At 64.1% G+C, this 20,208-nt stretch carries 17 protein-coding genes and 1 pseudogene; 14 read left to right on the forward strand and 4 right to left on the reverse strand.

Going from position 1 to position 20,208, the window contains the following annotated elements; all coding sequences use genetic code 11:
* From QZY03_RS08045 to QZY03_RS08060, 4 genes are all read left to right on the forward strand, one after another.
* The coding region (locus QZY03_RS08045) for a hypothetical protein (protein ID WP_295579920.1) at positions 1-467 on the forward strand (467 nt) is incomplete at its 5' end.
* Between the two features lie 301 nt (positions 468-768).
* On the forward strand, positions 769-1,161 hold the full coding sequence (locus QZY03_RS08050; protein WP_295579922.1) for a transcriptional regulator: 393 nt from the start codon (positions 769-771) through the stop codon (positions 1,159-1,161).
* Positions 1,148-1,453 carry a helix-turn-helix domain-containing protein gene (locus QZY03_RS08055; RefSeq protein WP_295579923.1) on the forward strand — a complete coding sequence of 102 codons (306 nt, stop codon included), beginning with the start codon at positions 1,148-1,150 and terminating at the stop codon, positions 1,451-1,453. Before QZY03_RS08050 ends, QZY03_RS08055 begins: the two co-directional genes overlap by 14 nt.
* Before the next feature lie 490 nt (positions 1,454-1,943).
* Positions 1,944-5,531 carry a mechanosensitive ion channel domain-containing protein gene (locus QZY03_RS08060; RefSeq protein WP_295579925.1) on the forward strand — a complete coding sequence of 1,196 codons (3,588 nt, stop codon included), beginning with the start codon at positions 1,944-1,946 and terminating at the stop codon, positions 5,529-5,531.
* A 151-nt stretch (positions 5,532-5,682) separates the two neighbouring features.
* Here QZY03_RS08060 and QZY03_RS08065 read toward each other — a convergent pair whose 3' ends face one another.
* Complete coding sequence (locus tag QZY03_RS08065; protein ID WP_295579927.1) at positions 5,683-5,865, reverse strand: PA3496 family putative envelope integrity protein; 183 nt, start codon at positions 5,863-5,865, stop codon at positions 5,683-5,685.
* A 235-nt stretch (positions 5,866-6,100) separates the two neighbouring features.
* On the opposite strand from QZY03_RS08065, the gene ppx reads away from it, so the two are divergent.
* On the forward strand, positions 6,101-7,621 hold the full coding sequence (gene ppx / locus QZY03_RS08070; RefSeq protein ID WP_295579929.1) for an exopolyphosphatase: 1,521 nt from the start codon (positions 6,101-6,103) through the stop codon (positions 7,619-7,621).
* A gap of 267 nt (positions 7,622-7,888) precedes the next feature.
* Here the strand turns inward: ppx and QZY03_RS08075 are convergent, their stop codons facing one another.
* The 3 genes from QZY03_RS08075 to QZY03_RS08085 all read right to left on the reverse strand — a co-directional run bounded on the left by QZY03_RS08075 (position 7,889) and on the right by QZY03_RS08085 (position 8,807).
* On the reverse strand, positions 7,889-8,248 hold the full coding sequence (locus tag QZY03_RS08075) for a DUF4351 domain-containing protein (protein ID WP_295579930.1): 360 nt from the start codon (positions 8,246-8,248) through the stop codon (positions 7,889-7,891).
* Entirely contained in the window at positions 8,248-8,406 is a 159-nt protein-coding gene (locus QZY03_RS08080; protein ID WP_295579932.1) for a hypothetical protein, read from the reverse strand. Before QZY03_RS08080 ends, QZY03_RS08075 begins: the two co-directional genes overlap by 1 nt.
* 164 nt (positions 8,407-8,570) lie before the next feature.
* Positions 8,571-8,807: a DUF2281 domain-containing protein gene (locus QZY03_RS08085; RefSeq protein WP_295579934.1), complete on the reverse strand. Its 237-nt coding sequence runs from the start codon at positions 8,805-8,807 to the stop codon at positions 8,571-8,573.
* A gap of 19 nt (positions 8,808-8,826) precedes the next feature.
* Between QZY03_RS08085 and QZY03_RS08090 the strand changes: the two genes are divergently transcribed.
* The 9 genes and pseudogenes from QZY03_RS08090 to QZY03_RS08130 all read left to right on the forward strand — a co-directional run.
* On the forward strand, positions 8,827-9,003 hold the full coding sequence (locus QZY03_RS08090) for a hypothetical protein (RefSeq protein WP_295579935.1): 177 nt from the start codon (positions 8,827-8,829) through the stop codon (positions 9,001-9,003).
* 334 nt (positions 9,004-9,337) lie between these two features.
* Positions 9,338-10,282, forward strand: coding sequence for an AAA family ATPase (locus QZY03_RS08095; RefSeq protein WP_295579936.1), 945 nt, complete (start codon positions 9,338-9,340; stop codon positions 10,280-10,282).
* A complete protein-coding gene (locus QZY03_RS08100) occupies positions 10,279-11,055 on the forward strand; it encodes a hypothetical protein (protein ID WP_295579938.1) in 777 nt (258 codons plus the stop codon). Before QZY03_RS08095 ends, QZY03_RS08100 begins: the two co-directional genes overlap by 4 nt.
* Positions 11,027-12,421, forward strand: coding sequence for a S8 family peptidase (locus tag QZY03_RS08105; protein WP_295579939.1), 1,395 nt, complete (start codon positions 11,027-11,029; stop codon positions 12,419-12,421). The genes QZY03_RS08100 and QZY03_RS08105 overlap by 29 nt, the downstream gene beginning before the upstream one ends.
* Before the next feature lie 4 nt (positions 12,422-12,425).
* Positions 12,426-12,749, forward strand: coding sequence for a type II toxin-antitoxin system HigB family toxin (locus QZY03_RS08110; protein WP_295579940.1), 324 nt, complete (start codon positions 12,426-12,428; stop codon positions 12,747-12,749).
* Between the two features lie 5 nt (positions 12,750-12,754).
* Entirely contained in the window at positions 12,755-13,114 is a 360-nt protein-coding gene (locus QZY03_RS08115) for a transcriptional regulator (RefSeq protein ID WP_295579941.1), read from the forward strand.
* A gap of 364 nt (positions 13,115-13,478) precedes the next feature.
* Positions 13,479-16,943 carry an AAA domain-containing protein gene (locus QZY03_RS08120; protein WP_295579942.1) on the forward strand — a complete coding sequence of 1,155 codons (3,465 nt, stop codon included), beginning with the start codon at positions 13,479-13,481 and terminating at the stop codon, positions 16,941-16,943.
* Positions 16,944-16,962: 19 nt separating this feature from the next.
* The gene (locus QZY03_RS08125; protein WP_295579944.1) at positions 16,963-18,498 is read left to right on the forward strand and encodes a hypothetical protein; all 1,536 of its coding nucleotides are present in this window, start codon (positions 16,963-16,965) and stop codon (positions 18,496-18,498) included.
* Positions 18,499-18,520: 22 nt separating this feature from the next.
* A pseudogene (locus QZY03_RS08130) lies at positions 18,521-20,208 on the forward strand (hypothetical protein); the annotation flags it as partial.

Raw genomic sequence — 20,208 nt, forward strand, 5'->3', positions numbered from 1 at the left:
TAATAGGACTCGTATTGACAAGAGTCGTTCCGAACTTGAAACCTAAGGTTGGATTAGTTGGCGGCTCCCTGGGAGGTTTGGTGGGCGGCATATCATTTTCTTTCATAACGATAATTTACGGGGATGATCTTGGACGAGCCGCGGGGGCGGTTGCGGTCGGATTTTTTATCGGGGTAATGGTGGCATTGTTCGAGGATTATTTCAAAGAAGCATGGATTGAAATTTTTTGGTCGCCGAAGGAACGTTCAACGATTAGCCTCGGCGAGAGAGATTTGGTAATCGGGAGCTCCGCGGATGCGGACGTATATCTTCGCAAAGACTTGGGATTCCCAGATGTTTTAGGTACCATTAAGTTAGATCGCGGAAGAGTCGTATATGTCGATCATCGCAACAGAAAAGAAACTGAACTGAAAAATGAGAGCAAGATCAAGATGGGGGAGATAGAAATCATGGTTCGATGTGCTTAGGAACGAAGACTGTTGCTGTTGCCATCCTGAGGATCTCTAGAACTTCGCCTTGTGGCTCGACGGGGCCTTGATCATCGTTCCGGCTGGCCGTGGAAGGTCCGCACAGCGGACCCCACGGCAACACCGTGACCTGTAGTTGGGCGGACCGACGACCGTTCCAATCGCGCGGTGGCCGGGTTTATGACCAAGGCCCTCGACGGCATGGCCTCGTTCGTCAATGCGACAAAGGCGCACCTGTTAGGCCTTAATGGCGGCACGACAGTGATCTACAGTAAGGTCTGTCGTCGACAGTGATCTTGCCGTGGACGATGTCCCCAACGCCAGCAGAACCTTGCTGCTTGCTAATCATACGCCACTGGCGTACCCTCTGGAGATGTTGACGATCATCGAGTCTCCGCTGTTTACCAGACTGTGGCCGGATTACTGGTCAGAAGAGGAGCGGGCGGACTTTGCGAGCTATGTTGCTGCGAGTCCTGATGCCGGGGATGTTGTCCCTGGCTCGGGCGGCTGCCGAAAGATTCGGTGGGGCAGCGCGGGGGTCGGGAAGCGCGGCGGGGTCAGGGTGATCTACACAACACGGCTAACGAGCGGCGCGGTGGTGCTACTCATCATGTATGCAAAGAGTGCGCATGAGACGATCCCTGCGCATGTGCTGCGGCAGATTGCAGAGGAGTTTGGCTATGCCACTCACTGAACAAGAGATTCTCGATCGCGATGCGCAGCGCAATATTGGCGAGGAACTGCTGCAAGCTGTTCGCGATATCAAGGCAGGACGTTATGGCTCAGTCTACGAGGTGGAGCCGAACGCGATTGCGGCAACCCGCCTGCGGTGTGGTTTGTCTCAGGCGCAGTTCGCGGCAGCTCTCCGCATCTCGCCGCGGACATTGCAGCAGTGGGAGCAGGGGCGTCGCAGGCCGTCAGGAGCCGCTGAGACATTATTGAAGATCGTTGCGCGTCACCCGGAAGTTCTGCATGAAATCAGCTAAGATAATGATCTGTTTTTCTTTGTGTTCTTTGTGTCTTGGTGTGAGTCATTGCCGGATTTAGGGCCTTGATCGTAATCTCGGCCAGCGGCGTGCGTAGTCAGGGCTTCCAGCCCTGACGGTGTCAGGCCAGGATGGCCTGACTACGCACCCGGCGAGCCCAAGTGGCCGGAATTTTGACCGAGGCCGGATTTAGGCTAAAGGACGCGCGATCGTGCCGGGCCCTGGTGACCTGTCCGCGCCGGATCGGCTCAATCGTGTCAAGCGCTGTGGCTTCTCCGCGCGCACGATGCGATCATGGTAAGCCTTTTCGCCGCCACCCCGCGTTTCTTCTTCGCGGTGACGGACTCAAGCGTGGTTCTGCCGCCAATCGCTCTGCTCTGCAAAGACGAGTCTGGTTAGCGCGCGGAACGCGGCTGGACCATTTGCCCCAACATTCATGCACATCTCCTCGCTTTCTCGTCGCCCTTCCTGTGCTCTGTCTGCGGCCCGCTTGCGCCGCGATGCGCCCAACCTGCTCATCCTCGCGGGCGTGCTGCTGCTCGCCCTGCTCACCAGCGGCTGGCCGCCCCCCGGACTGTCCGCACCGGCGGACAAGGCCGCCAACGGCGCGCCCGCACCCGCCGCGACGGCGCCAGGGGTGCCGCTGCCGGCCGAGATCGAGGCCCGGATCAAAGAGACTGAAGCCTCAAAGACACTGGATGAGGCCGCCAAGAAGGCGCTGCTCGAAGCCTATCGGCGCACCTCCTCCTATCTGGAGTCCGCACGCGGCTTCGCGACCCAGGCCGGCGAGTACGCGCAGGCCCTGGCAGAGGCACCCGACCAGACGGCCGCGATCCGCAAGCAACTGCAGACCGATCCGAGCGATGACGATCAACCCAGCCCGCGCGCGCTCGCCGCGCTGAGCACCGATGAGCTCAATCAACGCCTCACCAAGACGCAGACCGAGGCGGCCGCACTCGAGACCCGCGTCGCCGAGATCGATAAGGCCCTGGAGGGCACCAACAGCCGTCCGGCCGCGGCGCGCACCCGCCTGGCCGAGGTCCGCCAGGCGCTCGATGACCTGGAGGCGGAAGCCGCGCGTCCCACGGCGCCCGATCAATCCGCCGAGCAGATCCAAGCCGGCGCCTGGACCTTGGCCGCCCGGCGGGCGGCGCTGACGGCGGAGACTCAGGCGCTCGAACAGGAGTTGGCGAGCCAGGGTGCACGCGATGCACTCCACCGCGCCCGGCGCGAGCAGGCCGGCGTCACGCTGACGGAGGTCAAGGAACGCCTGCGGCGCATGGATGAGGTGCAGGATCAGCGCCGCAAGGCCGAGGCCGAGCAAGCCCGCCGCGAGACCGAAGCCGCGCAACGCGACTCGGTGAACAAGCACCCGCTGGTGCAGGAAACGGCCAAGGCGAATGCCGAACTGACCAAGTCGCTCGGGGACCTGGCCGCACAACTCAATCAGTTCGGTGACTTGATTGCGCAGACCAAAGGCGAGCGCGACCGCATCGAGGCCGACTTTCGCGGCGCCCGCGAGCGCATCGGTGTAGCGGGGGTCAACCAGATACTCGGCGAGGTCCTCATCGATCGGCGTAACGAACTGCCGGACCTGCGCAAGTACCGCAAGGAGATGGCCGCACGTAGCGAACAGATCGCCGAGGCGACGCTGCAACAGATCCGCAACCGGGAGGAACAGCGCGCCCTGCGCGACCTGGACACGGCCATCACGGCGCTCTCCGCCACGGCCCCGGACGCACAAACCGAAGAGGTGCGCGCCGAACTCAAGGAACTCCTGGCCATGCGACGCAGCCTGATCGACAAGGCGCTGTCCGGAGGGGAGGAGTTCATCCGCAAACAGGGCGAACTCAATGATGCGGCCGAGCAGTTGATTCAGAGCGCGGCAGCCTATGACGGCTTCCTGGCACGGCACCTGTTGTGGGTCCGCAGTGCGCGGCCGATCTCCCTTGACAGCCTGGCCAGCCTGCCGTCGGCGGTCACCTGGATGCTGTCGCGCAGCAATTGGACCGAGGTTGCGCAGGTGCTCGGATTCGAACTGCGACACTCCCCGCTGGCGTGGCTGGGATTGCTGACGATCCTGGTCCTGTTCTGGCAGCAAGCCGCCATCAAGCGCGCGATCCTGGCGAGTGCCGAGCCTCTGCGACGGGTGCGCACCGACCGTTTTATCCATACCCTGGAGGCCATCGGCCTGACCGCGCTTGCGGCCCTGCCGTTCCCACTCGCCTGCCTGCTCCTGGGCCGGGAACTCGCCGCTTCCATCGAGGCCACCGGGTTCACCCGCGCGGTCGGCGGCGCGCTGACTCAGGTCGCCCTGGGCTTTTACTTCCTGCGCGGCTTCCGCCTGACCTGTATCCCCGGCGGGGTCGCCGACCGCCATTTCCGCTGGCAAAGCGACGTCCTGGTCCAAATCCGCCGGAACCTGCGCTGGTTCACGCCCTACATCCTCGTTACCAGCCTGATCGCGTACGCGGTCTATATGAACCACGATACGACACGCGGCGAGAGTCTGGGCCGCATAATCCTGATCGCGGGCATGATCGGCACGGCCGTGTTCCTGGGCCGACTCCTGCATCCGCGCACGGGCGTCTTCGCGCACACCCTGACAGCCAACCCCGGGGCCTGGGCCAACCGCCTACGCAATGTCTGGTATCCCATCATCGTCGGCGCACCCCTGGCGCTGGGCGCACTGGCGGTCCTGGGCTACCTCTATACCGCGGGCACCTTGTTTCAATCGTTGGTGCAAACCGCCTGGCTGGCGCTTGGTCTGGTGCTGGTGCAGCAGGTGATCATGCGCTGGCTGGTCTACACCCGCCGCCACCTGGCCTTTCAGGCGGCCATGGAGCGCCAGACCGCCCGCCGCGTCCAGGCCGAGGCCGCCAGCGCCAAGACGAGTGCGCTTGAACGCGAGCCCGGTACCAGCCCGTCCGTGCGCGAACCCGGCGCAGTGCCGGCCGCGCCTGAAGAACCGGAGGTGGATCTGGCGAGCCTTGATGAACAGACGCGCAAGTTACTCAACGCGACGGTCTTCATGATGGCCGTCCTGGGGCTCTGGCTCATCTGGTCGGCGATGCTGCCGGCCCTGGCCGTCTTCGAGCAGATGGCGCTCTGGAACTATTCGAGCATGGCGGACGGCGCGGCGCGGCTGGTCCCGGTCACCGCCGCCGACATCGGGCTGGTGGTGGTCATCCTGTTCGTCGCCCTGGTCGCGGCCAAGAATCTGCCGGCGCTGATCGAGATCCTGCTGTTGCAGAACAGCCAGGTAAACGCGGGGACCCGCTATGCCGTGCGCACCCTGGTGAGTTATGCCATCACGGCGATCGCGGTGGTGATGGCCTTCGGCACCCTGGGCCTGAGTTGGTCCAAAATCCAATGGCTGGTGGCGGCCCTGAGCGTGGGCATCGGCTTCGGTTTGCAGGAGATCGTGGCCAACTTCATCAGCGGTCTGATCATCCTGTTCGAACGTCCGGTGCGGGTCGGCGACACGGTCACCATCGCCAACACCACCGGCACCGTAACCAAGATCGAGATCCGCGCCACCACCATCCGCAACTGGGATCGCCAGGAGCTGATAGTCCCCAACAAGGAGTTCATCACCGGACGCCTGCTCAACTGGACCTTGAGCGACCAGATCAACCGCATCGTCATCACCGTCGGCATCGAGTATGGCAGCGACGCCCGCCTCGCCCTGACCCTGCTGGCCGAAACCGCCGCCGCCAACCCGCACGTCCTCAAGGATCCGCCCCCACTGGCCTCGCTGGACACCTTTGGGGATAACGCCCTGACCCTGACGCTACGCTGCTACTTGGACGCCATGGACCTGCGTGTCGGCGTGACGACCGAGATGCATCTGGCGATCGAACGCACCTTCCGGGAGCATGGGATCGTGATCGCCTTTCCGCAACGTGATATCAACTTGCGCGCAGAGAACCCGATCACGGTCCAGTTGTATCAGGGCGAATCAGGAACCAGCGACGCGGCCTTGACCGACGATCAGCGCCCAACCGGCGACCAAGCGGACAACACTGAAAACCCGGCAACGGCCGGCAATCAGCTGCCTGATCGTCCGAGTAAATGAAATGGATGGCAGGATCCGCCGTGAAGGCGGCCCCGCTCTTACCCCAGTTGCAAAGCTCCCACACCATCGTTCCGGCAGGATGCCGGGAGGAAGGCGCCACGGATGGGACCTCTCCGCACGCTCGACCTGCAGGATGCGAAGGACCGCCCGACTAGTTCAGATCGTCGAAATCGGGGTCATCCAAAAGTTCGCGCAGACGCTTCAACTCGCGCATCCGCTCGAGCCGTCGCCGGATCGCCAGATTCGGGGCGGACCCACGCACATCGTCGGCAGCATTCATGGGCGGTACCACCTCAGCCGTTTCCTCGCCAAAGCTGCCTTCAGTCTCTAACATCTCCGTTACCTCATAACCTTCTACAGAATTGCGGGTATCTACATTAAAATGACTATATTTGCAATATAATATTTATAATCATTATTATTGAATAATACAGTCTCTTTTCGATGGTACGCGTGTCAACCCTGGTCGCGGCACGGCGCTCGACTCGCGGTCCCCGGCGTTCCCGCTCGCCACCAGCCGGCACCCGCGCGTCTGGTACCATAGCAAACCCTCAAGGCAGGTGTATGTCATGCCCGAAGCGCCCATTCCAACCGCGAGTGAATCGCTGCACGAGACCGTGGCAGCGGTCGACCTCGGCTCCAACAGCTTCCACATGATCGTCGCCCGCATCGGCGATGGCCACATGCAGATCATCGATCGACTGAAAGAGCCGGTGCGGCTAGGCGAGGGCCTGAACAAAGACAAGCGTTTGCGCCCCGAGGTGGAAGAGCGCGCCCTGGCCTGTCTGGAGCGGTTCGGCCAGCGGCTGCGCGGGTTCCCACTGGGCGCGGTGCGCGCGGTCGGCACCAACACCTTGCGCCAACTGCATCCGGACAGCCAGTTCATCGAGCACGCCGAGGCGGCGCTGGGTCACCCCATCGCCATCATCGCCGGGCGCGAGGAGGCTCGGCTGATCTATCTAGGGGTGGCCCACGGACTCGCGGCCGGAGCCGAACGGCGCCTGGTGGTCGATATCGGCGGCGGCAGTACCGAAATCATCGTCGGGCGGGGCTTCAGCGCACGGTTGCGCGAGAGCCTGCACATGGGCTGTGTCACCATGAACCTGCGCTATTTCCCCGACGGCCGGGTCTCCGCCAAAGCCATGGATCGGGCCGAGCTGGCAGGCGCACTGGAAGTCCGCCCGGTGCGCGAGATCTTCCGTAAATCCGGCTGGGAAACAGCGGTCGGCAGCTCCGGAACCATCAAGGCCATCGCCGCGGTAGCGACCGCCGAGGGCTGGAGTGAGGACGGCATCTCCGCCACGGGGCTGGCCCGCCTGCGCGACGCGCTCGTCAGTGCCGGCCGGGTCGCGACCCTGGACCTCAAGGGGCTGACGGAGGAACGCAAGCCGGTGTTCGCCGGCGGAATCGCGGTGCTGCGGGCGGTCTTCGAAACCCTGGGGATCGAGCACATGCAGGTCTGCGACTACGCCCTGCGCGAGGGCCTGGTCTACGAGATGATGGGGCGCGAACGCCATGAGGACATGCACGAACGAACCGTGCTAACCCTCTCGCGCCATTTTCATCTCGACCAAACCCATGGCAGGCGCGTCGAGGCGACCGCGCTCAGCCTCTATCATCAGGCGACCGCGCCCTGGTGCCTCAGCGACTCCCGCTGTCCGCGAATGCTCGCCTGGGCGGCACGCCTGCACGAGCTCGGCCTGGTGGTGTCGCATAGTCAGTACCAGAAGCACGGCGCCTATCTGCTGCGCAACGCCGATCTCGCCGGCTTCACCCGTCAGGAACAGGTGGTGCTGGCCGCGCTGGTCCTGGGGCACCGACGGAAGTTTCCGGTCCAGGAGTTCGCCGCCCTGCCGACGGGCATCCAGGACTGTACCAAGCGGCTGTGCATCATCCTGCGCCTGGCCGTCCTGCTCCACCGGGGCCGCTCGACCGACAGCACGCCCAACCCAGCACTCCAGATCATCGGCGACGACCTGACCCTGGACTTCGCCGACGACTGGCTGAACGCACACCCCCTGACCCGGCTGGAACTGGAGCAGGAAGCCGAGCTGCTGAAAACCGCGGGGATCACGTTGACCTATCAGTGATGTCAACGTCTCGACCGGCTGATAGCCAATCCGCCCTTCAGCCGCAACTACGCCCGCTCCAATCTGGAGGTTCCGCAACTCGTCCGCTGGGGCTGGTGCCCGACCAGCGGCACGAAGACGGACCTGATTTTCGCCCAGCACATGCCGACGGTGTGCCGCCCCGGCGACGTGTGCGGAAACACAAAGAAAGCAGTGCGACTGGACCAGCATGCGCGGCCGATCCGCGACATGAAGTCCAAGGCTTTAGCCTTGGCGGCGGTTGCACGGCTAAAACCTTGGACTCCAGCAGGAACCCCCTCGGGCCTCTTGGACTGAAGTTTCCGGGTTCTGAAACGCGGCGGTCAGGATACGCGTCAGCCAGACATCCAACTGCGCCGGCTCGGCGGTCTGAACGCGCGACTCGATGTCTGGCGGCATTGGTCCGAATTTGACCTGAAGCAACCGCAGCAGGGCCTTGGCCTCGCCGCGCTGCTCGCCTTCCTCGCGCCCTTCCTCGCGGGCGAATCGTTCCCAACTCGTGACATAAGACATCTTGATTTGCTCCTCTAAGTCGGCCAGTTCTTGACGCAGTGCAAGCTCCAGACGGCGCGGCAGGCGGTTCAGCCAGTCGATGAAGCGCAAGAGCATCAGCACGTCGTCGCGGGCATAGCCCCGTCCAGGGTGATCATGTCGCCTTCCTTGAAGCTGGTGTCGCCGACGATGGCGATGCGCTTGCCGATCACCGCCTGCCCGCCCCGCGGGTTCCTTGGCGGCAGCCAGCTTGCGGCGTGCACAACAAGCGTCATGTCATGCGCGGACTCCCGCAAATACGCTCGCAAGGAAAGGGAAAAGCAACTGACGCTCCAAATCAAATACCCAACGGAGTCCACCTACGGAGAGACCGACAAATGACCTTTAAGATCGACTGCGGAGCAACCAGGGCAATCGCATCAAGCCAGCAGGTAGCCGTTCACTCCAGCGACTCACGGGGGCCATCCCGGCCCAGGTCGGCCGCATCGACATCATCGGGGAAATCCTCGCCGAGGCTGCCGGCAAAGCGGTCGATGAAGCCCTGGGTGGTCAAACGCGGGGCGGCCGGTGCCAGACCGTAACGCGCCTCTAGGAAGCCGATGAAATCGAAGGTCTCCCGTTGCAGGTCGGTCGGCAGGGCACTGACATGGGTGTAAATGGTTTCGGCCAGATTCATGGTTTGGCTCCGACTTGTTTTGGCTTGCACTGGTGCGGTCGGCGGTACACGCGAGCGCGGCGAGCGGCTCCAGATCCAGGCGGTCGCTGCGCGACAGCGACCGTTCCATCGCTTGACCTTGGCCGTGTTACGCGCCGAGTTGCAGGGCAGGCTCTCGGATGCCGCCGACGCCGATCAGGCGGCGGGCTCAGTCTAGCCGCATCGCCTGACTGCCGGCCAGCCTCGCGCAGCGATCGACGGGATGGCCGAGCATGGGGTTGGTCTCGAACAGCGCGCGCACTTTGCGCATTCCGAGCGACCGATTGTCGTACCATGTGCGAAGGCCCGGCGGATCGTGGCAGCCGCAGCCCCGGAGCCGAACGAAACGTCGCGGACCATCGCCGATTGCACATTGGAACCGCACTTACGCAGATTTGCGTAACCATCGGCGCAGATCATTTTTATTTCTCTAATTCATAGCGTTGATGTCACGCGCCGATTTGCTCGTTGATCTCATTAAAGCCGGCACCCGGGGCGACCGGGGGACTTTCGTGCGCCTCGTGGAATCCATGGCCGCCGAGGAGCGGGCGAAGAACCATGCTCTGCTCGCTGACCGGCTGATCCAGGGTCTGAACCTCAACGGCAACGGCCGCAAGCCGCTCGGACTGGCGGTCCCCGACGAGAAGGCGCTCGATCTGCTGCACGAGATCGTGCCGCGCCGCGCGTTGGACTCGCTGGTCCTGCCGCCGGTCGTCCGCATGGCTTGCGACGAGTTGGTGGAAGAGCACCATCGGGCCGACCTGTTGCGGACCTACAATCTGGAACCGCGGCATCGTGTGCTGCTGGCCGGCCCCCCGGGCAACGGCAAGACCACGCTGGCCGAGGCCCTGGCCGACGCGCTCATGGTGCCGCTGTTCGTCGTCCGCTACGAGTCTGTCATCGGGAGCTTTCTCGGCGAGACGTCACAGCGCCTGCGCCGCGTCTTTGAGCATATCGCCAGCCGACGCTGCGTTTTGTTCTTCGACGAGTTCGACACCCTGGGCAAGGAACGCGGCGACACCCACGAAACCGGGGAAATCAAGCGCGTCGTCAGCACCCTCCTGATGCAGATCGATGCCCTGCCAAGCCACGCGGTAACGGTGGTCGCCAGCAACCACCCCGAGCTGCTGGACCGCGCGGTCTGGCGCCGTTTCCAGTTGCGCCTGGAACTGCCGCCCCCGACTCGATCGATGCTCGAAGAGTGGTTCCGTCGCTTCCAAGACCGTGTGGGTGAGCCGCTTGGTTGGTCGCCCCGCGCACTCGCAATGCGGCTCAAGGGCTTGAGCTTCGCCGAAGCGGAACAGTTCGGCGAGGATGTGCTGCGACGGCATGTGCTTGCCCTGCCGGACAGCAACCTGAAGCGGATCGTAGAAACACGGCTTGAAGCATGGCAGCAGCGGTTTACCGTCCGACCCGATGAGCCGACAAGGATGACGGAGCGGATACAGGACTCATGAACAACGCAGACCGACTGCCCCTGCTGCTCTTTCAAGGGCCGGTGCCGACGCCGAAGGCGCGCGGCTTCGGCGGCGGTTCAAAGTTCAATCCCCGCTCCCGCGAGGAGGTCGCGGGGTACCTCGGTCCGAAACTAACCCGACTCGAACAAGTGCTGGAAGCCGAACGTATCCGGGTGCAGGCGACCGGCGCCGGGATCGAGCCGGAGATGGCGCTGGTTATCGAACTGGCCACTGATTTGGGCAGCTTCCGGGTGGCTGCCCGTGGCATTGGCCTGGAATGGCTCGCCGAGGACGAGATCGACCTGGACCCCAGCGAAACCATTTTCCCCATCAACGCCAAAGGCGAACGCCAGGATAAGCCCTTTCACGGACGTCTCTTCCTGACGATGACCGACCGCCGAGCACTCGACCAACTGCTGAGCCGTTGGTCGCGGTGGCGGGATGACCCCAAGGCGAATTGGCCACGCGGCGAGACGGCCTGGCGGGACCTGTTCCCGCTGATTGTCGATATCCGCCCATGGGGCGCCGATGACCGCGTGCGCGAGACCGGCGTATTGGACGACCTCGCAGAGCGTATCGAGGATGGCCAGGGAGTTATACCGTTTGAGGCCGAGCTCTGGTACCGCCAAACCGCCGAACGGCGCGCCCTAGCCGAGGCTGAAGTCGGGCGCTTGATCCGCGACTTGGGCGGCAGCGTGTCCGCTCGGTTCCAGCTTGCCGACATTCGCTACCACGCGATTCTCGGTGAGATCCCCGCTGACGCGGCACTTTGAGGGTGACGGCTCCACCGAGGCCCAGGCACCTGAGGTTCGCATCATCAACCTATCCGTTGGCGATCCTTCCCGCCTCTTTTTTCACGGACTGAGCCCTTGGGCTCGCCTGCTCGACTGGCTTTCCTACAAGTACGGCGTGTTGTTCATCGTGAGTGCCGGCAACCACGCCACGGCGCTTGATCTGGACATCCCAAAGGGCGCCGACTGGTCAAACGCCGACGCGGAAACGCGAGAAGCGGCGATACTGCGGACGATCAAGGTCAACGCGCGCCACCGCCGAATCCTATCGCCGGCCGAGTCGATCAACGCCCTGACCGTCGGGGCCTCCCACGCGGACGCCTGCCCGCAGGGTCCGCGGAAGACCTATCACTGCGACCCCCTACTCACTCGATCCATGGCAAGCCCGATCGGTGCAAACGGTCTTGGCTTCCTACGTGCGCTCAAACCGGAGATCCTGATGCCGGGCGGACGACAGATCTACGAGGAGGCGTTGGGCACCGGGGAGCCGAACATGAGACTCGCCCCGCTTCAAAACTATGGGCCACCGGGGCAAAAGACGGCGGTCCCAGGTTCAGTACCCGGCGAGTTGGCCAAGACCCTGTGGTTCCGCGGGACCAGCAACGCCACGGCACTCGCCACCCGACTTGGTGCCCGGCTGTTTGAAATGCTTGGGTCCCTGAGGGCAAAGCCTGATGCTCCGGCCCTAAGCCCGCGGTATGACACCGTATTGCTCAAGGCCCTGCTGGTCCACGGTGCTGCTTGGGCTGAAGCAGGCGACCGGCTCCGCGGCATCTTCAAACAGGAAGTCGGCGGACGTAGGATCAAGGAGTTCATTGGTCGGTTTCTGGGATACGGCCTCGTCGATCCGGAGCGCGTCCTCGGCTGCACCGAGCGGCGGGCCACCCTGCTCGGCTTCGGAACGCTGACCAACGGCGAGGCCCATGCCTTCGCGCTGCCGCTGCCCAGGAACCTGAGTGGTACAAGCGGCCTGCGCAGACTCACCATCACCCTCGCCTGGCTCACGCCGATAGCCGCGCACCAGCAGCGCTACCGGAAGGCGCAGCTTTGGTTCACCACCGACGCCAGCGACCTGATTGGCGTTGCGCGTGGCCCGAACGGCTATGACGACGCCTTGGTCAGGCGTGGGACTGTCCAACATGAAGTATTTGAAGGCGAAAAGGCCCGTGCCTTTACTGACGGCGACACCCTGAGGATCCAAGTCAACTGCCGGGAGGACGCCGCCGGCTTGGATGAGGAAATAGACTATGGACTGGTGGTCAGCTTTGAGGTGGGAGAAGAGGTCCCAGTAGAAGTGTACGAGCAAGTTCGGCAACGGCTGCGAACGGCCGTACCTATCACTCCTTGACCCATTGACAAGTCCTGCACCTCCTTGTTGCGTCAGTCCCACTGCGGGACTACGCTCAGTCGATGAACGACACCCCGATGCCGAGCAGCCGCTGCGCGCCTGGCATGATGCGGTTAGCCGCGCGCAATGGCAGGCACCGGCAGACGTCAAGGCGCAATTCGGCACTGCGAGCATCCTCAAGGGGCGCCGCGCGGTTTTCAACATCAAGGGCAACGATTATCGCCTGGTGGCAGCCCTGGCCTATCATACAGGGCTGGTATTTATCAAGTTTGTCGGCACCCATGCGGAATACGACCGGATCGATGCCGAAACGGTGGAAAGAAGGTGACCGCAATGGATATTCGCCCGATTAGGACCGAGTCCGATTACGAAGCCGCACTCGACGAGATAGCCTCGCTGATGGGTGAGGATCCGCTGCCAGGCACCCCTAACGGCGACCGTCTGGACGTGCTGGCCACCTTGGTGCAGGCGTATGAGGCGCAACATCATCCCGTGCAGCCACCCGATCCGATCGAAGCCATCAAGTTCCGGATGGAGCAGCAAGGGCTGACGGTGGCGGATATGAGGCCCTATATCGGTCCGCCCCATCGCGTCTATGAAGTGCTGGCGCGGAAACGCACGCTAAGCCTGGCGATGATTCGGCGACTGCATCGGGGGCTCGGGATTCCGGCTGAAAGTCTGATTGGTTCCTGATCCCCTGATCGTCAGTTCGCGCATCGCAGTTGAAGCCACTGATGCAGGCCATGAAACCCGAACGGCCCCACTGGACCGCCAGTTCCATCAGCTTGCCCACGCCCTTCTCGTCCAGGAGTGCGAAGGGGTCGTCCTGCAGGGACCACGGACTCGGTGTACGGCGGCAGGAACTTGACTGGAAGCTCACCGGCTTGCCGGTGCGGGCCTTGATCTCGTCATGGATGGCATCTTTCGGCAAAATTGTTGTATCTGAGAGGACGGCCCATGCGACCCTTTGGTAAGCTTCGGACCAGACTCGAGACAATTCGAATCGGGCAATAGCGGGCGTTGATCGGATCAACTGATGGCACCCGATGGGGCGGTCATGACAGGGAACACAGCGGCGGGCGGGAATCGCGCACACAACCTGGTCTTGGACATTCTGGCCGTCCACCCGGCGGGCTTGCGTTCGGACGAAGTGCGTCGGCGACTCGCGAGTGCCGGCCTGTCCCTTGGCCCGGACAAAGTGACCGACCTGTTGCGGACGCTTCAGGACGACGGACTCGTCACCTATCCCAACCGCCGCTGGACCCTGAAGACCCTGCCACCTGCCAGGCCAGAGCGGACGCGCGCCAGCGCACCACTGCCCCGGACCAGGCCGACACCCGAACCGACTCCGGCGCCGACGCCCGCGACTGGCCACAGGGCCGTGTCGGCGGCAACCATCCCCTGTCTGCCGTTCACCGCCAAGGTCATCGGCACCGGTACCCCTGATCCGGCACCAACCGCACTGCGCGGCACACTGCCCGCGGGCTGGGCACTCTTGCGTCGGCTGCTGCCCTACTGGCGCGAGGGTCTCCGAGCCGAGGAACGAGCAAGAACCTTCCTGCCGCTCGCACGGGCCAATGTGGAGTTCTGCGGCCTCACCGCAGCCGGCCCCTGGTGGCCGACCCCGACGCGCCGCGTGGAACTGCGCCTGACGACCGCGCCGGTACCGGCCGCTCTGCTGAACCATTTGGCCCGCCAGGGTAACGATGCCGATCTGTTCCTGGGCTATCCGCTGCAACTGCTGCCGGGTAAGGACGGCGATGCGTTCGCGCGCCCCGTGTTTACTCTCACCTGCCGGCTCAGCCTGACCGCGGGCGAGCTTCGCCTCAGCCTCCCGGCCCAGGCCCCTGACCTCAACGCCGAATGGATCGAGCGGCAGGGCCGTGACCCGGCGGAGCGGCGCGCGCTGCTGGGCTGGCTCGGTATCTCCGGCCCGTTGGTCTCGGAGGACGGGGATGATGGGGACGACGACGGCGCCGAATACGCAGCACCGGATCTCCCTGACCTCGCCGAGCGCCTGGCCGCCTGGCGCACCAAGGGGCCGGCGCAGCCCCTTGCGCCCGGCGCGCTCGCAACCAGCCTACCCACGGCACCCACTGCGGCGCAGCTTGTAAACGTCCTGGTGTTGTTTGCGGCCCCCACCACGAAGTACTCCAGGCGCGCGCTCGCGGACCTCGCTGCCCTGGCCAACTGGCGTGACGAGCAATTTGCCCAAACCGCCCTCGCCCCCCTGTTTGTACCCGACACGCCGGCGCCAGAGGCGGCGGACCGTCCAGCGATCCCCGCATTGCCGCCGCTGGTCCTGAACGAAGATCAGTTCGCGGCCACGCGCGCAGCGTTGAACGCTCCGCTCACCGTCATCACCGGACCGCCGGGCACCGGCAAGTCCCAGGTCGTGGCGGCGATCATGGCCAGCGCCGCGCTGACTGGCCGCACGGCATTGCTGGCGTCGAAGAATCACAAGGCCCTCGACGCCGTCGAGGAGCGCCTGGCCGGCCTGCTGCCGGACGACCGACGGCTGCTCGCCCGTGCCAGCCGCCCCTGGGGTACCGCCAAGGCCATTGACCTGCGGGCCGCCGCGGACAGCTTGCTTGCCCGCGGCACCAGTAGCGGGGACCGCTCCCAATTGACCCGCACGGTCGATCGTCTCGCGCGTACTCAGACGCGCCTCAGCGAACTCGAAGGTCAGCTACAGATCCAAGGCGACCTTGCCGACGTGATTGCCGGCACCGAGGCGCGCCTCGAAGACGCCGAGGGTGCACTGTCCGCGGCGCAGGTTGCTTGGGCGGTCAGGTCCGCCGCGCCGAGCCTACCGTCACCGCCGCCGGTGGCAAACGGTGATCCGGCGCTGCCAATCATCGGCGGGCTGGTCCACTGGTTCCGCGCGGTCCGCATGCGCCGCGCACTGGCGCGGCTGGCGCCTCTCGCCATTCCGTGGAACAGCGACGACCAGACGCGACGCCTGACCGTCTGGCGGCATCTGTGGGACTACCAACAGTCTTTGAACGCCCTGGCGGAACTGCGAACGCGCCTGCTGCCGGCACCCGAGGCCGCAGCCTTGATTGACCAGCTGGCCCAGGGTCGCCTGGACCTGATGGGCGCGGCGGCGGAGATGTTCCAACGACTGCCGGCCGCGCTGATGGAGCTGGACCCGGATGCCCGTCCGTTACTTGCGGAACTGACCGGCGCCCTGGCCCTTTTTGGTGGCGAAGCCGTGGGCGCGGAAGGTGCCGCCGAGCGCCGACGGGTGCAGGAACGCGCGTTGCCGCAACTCTTACGTCATCTGCCCCTGTGGGCCGTCACCAACCTGTCCGCCGGTCGCGCGCTGCCGCTCACCCCAGGGTTGTTCGATTATGTCATCATCGACGAGGCGAGCCAGTGCGACATTGCCTCCGCGGTACCCTTGCTCGCCCGCGCCAAACACGCCGTCATCGTCGGCGACCCGGCGCAGTTGCGCCATGTGACCAAGCTGAGTCAGGAACGGGAGATCCATTTGCTGGAGGCCAACACGCTCCTCGCGAGCGGTATCGCGCGCTGGTCCTATCGCAGCCAGTCCTTGTTCAGCGTGATCGCCGCCACCCCCGCGGTGGTCAGTTGTCTGCTGCGTGACCATTACCGCAGCGCCGCCGCCGTCGTGGACTACTACAACGATGTCTTCTACGGCGGGCGGCTGCGGGTACTGACCGACGAGACCCGATTGCACCCGCCGCCAGGTCAGCGGCCCGGCGTCCATTGGACCCGCGTGGAAGGTCCGATCGTCGGCGCGATCTCTGGTTGCCATTCCCCGGCGGAGGCCGACGCGATCATTGAGCACCTGAAGTCTTTGCTGATCGACCGTGGCTACACCGGCACCGTCGGCGTCGTGACCCCGTTTGCCGAACAGGCCAAGCGCCTGACCGACCGGCTCACGGACCGCCTCCCGTCCGACCTGATCGCTCGTTCCAGGCTTGGCGCCTTCACCGCCCATCAGTTCCAGGGCGACGCCCGGGACCTGATCCTGCTCAGTCTGTGCCTGGGGCCGGACACGCCCGCCGGCAGCCGCATGTTCCTGGCGGAAAGCGGCAACCTGATGAATGTCGCAGTCAGTCGGGCGCGGGCCGTCTGCCACGTGTTCGGCAACCTGGAGGCGGCGCGGCAGAGTGGCATCCCGCATCTGGTCAAGCTGGTGCGCGCCAGCGAGCCACGCGCCCCGGCCGACGCGATCCAGGTCCGTTTTGAAAGCCCTTGGGAGGAGACGCTGTTCAATGCGCTCAAGGCCCGCGGCATCGACTCCATTCCGCAATTTCCGCTGGCCGGGCGCCGCCTGGATCTGGCCGTGCTCGGCCCGCGCTGCAAGCTCGACGTCGAAGTGGACGGCGACCGCTATCACCGAGACCCGAGCGGCCGGCGCAACAGCAGCGACCTGTGGCGGGACCATCAGATCCGTGGCCTGGGCTGGCAGGTCAAGCGCTACTGGGTCTACCAACTGAGAGAGGACCTCAATGGATGCGTCGACAACATCATCGCCACCGCCTTCGGTTGAGCCTGCACCGGCCAGCCCCGTGACGGGGAACCTTGAAACGGCAAGCCCCCATCCAAGAGAAAGGGCGGCGTCCGCGCTGCTGCCCGTGAGCCTGCTGGTGCTGGCGTTACTGGGGTACGGCGGGCTGTCCTGGTTCATGGTCGGTACCTGGCATGCCGAGGCCCAACTCAGCCAACGCCGCGAGGAGAGCGACCAACTCAGTAAGCAGATCCCAGCACTGCGCGAAGCACGGCAGCAGGCCGACGCCGAGGCCAACGAGGCGCGGACCCAAGCCGCCACGGCCCAGCAGCAACTCACGGCCTTGGAACAGCAGGTGCAGACACAACGACGGCACCTCGACACTCAGTCCGCCGCCTTGACCGAGGTCGAGCAGGGCCAGCGGGCCCGGCAATCCGAACTGGACTCTGCCACCGAGGCCCTGGCCAAGGCCCGCAAAGACCAGACGGCAACGTCCAAAGAGGTCGCAACCCTGACCGCGACCCACGAGGACCTGAGGCAGCGGGTCGTCGCCGCAGGGACCGAACTCGACGACCGCAAGGCCCAACTGGAGACGACCGAACAACGGCTCACCGAGCGCCGCACGGCTCTGCAGAAGGCCGATACCGAACTCGCGACCCTGCGAGGGGAGTTGGGCCAGGCCGACATTGCGTTCGCGAAACGACAGGCGGAGGCGCAAGCATTGGATGCACAGGTCAAAGACGCACTCGCACAGGTTGCCAAGACCACCGAAATCAAGACAGATCTGATCAACCGCACCGCGGAACTTGAGCGGATCAGTACCCGGCTGGAACAAGCCAACCGGGACCTGACGACCGTCAGCGATGGGGTGAAGGCGGCCAGGGATGAGCGTACCGGACTCGACACAGATCTGACCGAGCGCCGGAAGGCCGCCACGGAGGCGTCCGCCAACCTGGCTAAGATCGCGGACCAGGTCGCGCAAGCGGAGGCACGCCTGGCCGCTCTACAGACCGTCGATGCCGATCTGAAGGCGGCACGCAAACAATCGGAAACGCTGACGGCACAGAACGCCGAGCAGTCTGCGGTCCTAAAAGCTGGCGCTCAAGACCGTGCCGCCGTTACCGATGGGCTGAAGGCGGACAGGGAGGAACTCGCCAAGCTCGATGCAGAGCTGATCGCACGCCGCAAGACCGCCGCCGAGGCAGCCGCCCACGCGGCCAAGACCGGGGAACAGGTCGCGCAAGCCGAAGCACGCCTGGCCGATCTAAAGACCACCGAGGCCGAACTGAAGGCGGCACGCAAACAATTGGAAACGCTGACGGCGCAGAACGCCGAGCAATCGGTGACCCTGAAGGCTGGCGCAGAGTCTCTCGCCAGCCAACAGGCGAAGTTGGCCGCAACGCGTCAGCGCGAGGCGGAGTCAGCCGCCCGCGTGCAGTCACTCGATGCCGAGGCCGCGCGGCTGGAACCGGTCAGCGCCCAGGTGGACACGCTGCGCCGCGAGCGCGAACGGCTGCACCAAGAGTTGACGGACCTGAAGGCCCAGGTAGCCGGGCCGGTCGTCCTTCCCGCACCTACCCCGACCGCCAAAGACTGATCCGAGACCGGAGACCACACCCATGACTTGGGAGCCAATCGCACTCGGATTATTCATTGCCGCCGGTGGCGGCGTTCTGGTGCCGGCCGCAGCCTTGATGTTACACCGGGAGTACAACCGGCGCATTGCCAGGCAACCGGCAGCGACCCAATTCGAGAACATTGAAGAGAAACTCGCGGAGGCTCGGAAAGACTTGGAAGAGGCCAAGGCCAAGATCGCCGACGTAGAACAAGAGGTCAAGAGAAAGACTGCTGAAGTCACAGCATTGGAGGTACGCTGTGAACATGCGGTGGCTGAGGCTGCTGAAGCCGCTGCCCGCAAGGTGCAGATTGAAGACGACCTTCTGCAACTGGAACCAAAACGCATCGAGTTGATGGATATTGAAAGGCAATTGGCATCTGCACAGGAAGGTCTTGCAGATGTGACGCAGCGCAAGGTCGAAGCCGAGAGCAAAATCGAGCAATATCTCCGCTTCCGTGAACGTCTCAAAGGCGAGCTTCAAGAACTCACAGAAAAGCTGAATCAGGCCAATGCCCTTGCGGAGCAGTTACCGGGATTACAAGCAGAGCTTCAGACCTTGCAGTTCCGGCTGGACAGCACGCATCAGGAGATCGAACGCACGCTGGCGGCGCTCGCGGATAGGCAACATGAACTGGCCCAGGTCGAGGGGCGGCGGGACTCACTGCATACGGAAGTTCGCGGACTCGAACAGCGCCGAGGCGATCTTGGGGCCGAAATCACGGAACTGACGGAGAAGGTCAACCGAGTCAAAGTGATCGCGGAGCAGTTGCCGGCATTGCAGGCAGAGCTTCAGACATTGCAGTCCCGGCTGGAGACCAAGAACCAGGAGATCGAGCGCGCCGCAGCTAGACTCGCCGATACGCAAAGAGAACTGGCCCAGATCGAGGGGCGGAGAGACGCGCTGCATACCGAAGTCCGTGGCCTGGAACAACGTCGGGGCGAACTGGAGGGCATTATCGACAACCTGGATGCCCGAGTGCGGAAGGCTGGCAAGCTAGAGGACGATGCTGAGCAACAAGCCCTGGCCGACCTGACCCGACTACCACCCTGTCTGAAAGAGGCCGGTTTGACTCAAGGTCGTGGCCCGGTCACCGAAGAAGAGGCTCTTGCCGACCTGCAACGATACCTTGAGAAACTCGGGCTTCGCTTTCCGCGGCGCACCCTGTATGCGTTCCACACCTGCCTGAAGATCAACGATCTGAGTCCGCTCACGGTACTCGCGGGCATCTCCGGCACCGGCAAGAGCGAACTGCCCAGACGCTATGCCGAGGGAATGGGCTTACATTTTTTGCAGATGGCAGTGCAGCCCCGCTGGGATAGCCCACAGGACCTGTTCGGCTTCTACAACTATCTGGAGCACCGCTATATCGCCACCGATCTGGCCCGCGCGCTCGTCCATCTGGATTATCACAATCACTCAGATCTGGCTGGTCCCTGGCAGAATCGTATGTTGCTGGTGCTGCTGGACGAGATGAACCTGGCGCGGGTGGAGTATTATTTCAGCGAGTTTCTGAGCCGGCTGGAGATACGTAAGTCCGTGGTCGCAAAAGATTCGACCAAACGACTGGACGCCGAAATTCAACTCGACATCGGCGGGCGGGAAAAGCCATTCAACCTATTCGTGGATCGCAACGTGCTGTTCGTCGGCACGATGAACGAGGACGAATCCACGCAGACTCTTTCGGATAA

Origin of the sequence: uncultured Lamprocystis sp., from assembly GCF_903933125.1 — a bacterium.
Taxonomy (GTDB): domain Bacteria; phylum Pseudomonadota; class Gammaproteobacteria; order Chromatiales; family Chromatiaceae; genus Thiodictyon.

Coding starts and splice junctions, on each gene's coding strand:
- QZY03_RS08065 (WP_295579927.1), bottom strand. CDS start 5,865: ATGTTAGAGACTGAAGGCAGCTTTGGCGAGGAAACGGCTGAGGTGGTA.
- ppx (WP_295579929.1), top strand. CDS start 6,101: ATGCCCGAAGCGCCCATTCCAACCGCGAGTGAATCGCTGCACGAGACC.
- QZY03_RS08100 (WP_295579938.1), top strand. CDS start 10,279: ATGAACAACGCAGACCGACTGCCCCTGCTGCTCTTTCAAGGGCCGGTG.
- QZY03_RS08085 (WP_295579934.1), bottom strand. CDS start 8,807: ATGAATCTGGCCGAAACCATTTACACCCATGTCAGTGCCCTGCCGACC.
- QZY03_RS08075 (WP_295579930.1), bottom strand. CDS start 8,248: ATGCTCTTGCGCTTCATCGACTGGCTGAACCGCCTGCCGCGCCGTCTG.
- QZY03_RS08055 (WP_295579923.1), top strand. CDS start 1,148: ATGCCACTCACTGAACAAGAGATTCTCGATCGCGATGCGCAGCGCAAT.
- QZY03_RS08120 (WP_295579942.1), top strand. CDS start 13,479: ATGACAGGGAACACAGCGGCGGGCGGGAATCGCGCACACAACCTGGTC.
- QZY03_RS08115 (WP_295579941.1), top strand. CDS start 12,755: ATGGATATTCGCCCGATTAGGACCGAGTCCGATTACGAAGCCGCACTC.
- QZY03_RS08080 (WP_295579932.1), bottom strand. CDS start 8,406: ATGACGCTTGTTGTGCACGCCGCAAGCTGGCTGCCGCCAAGGAACCCG.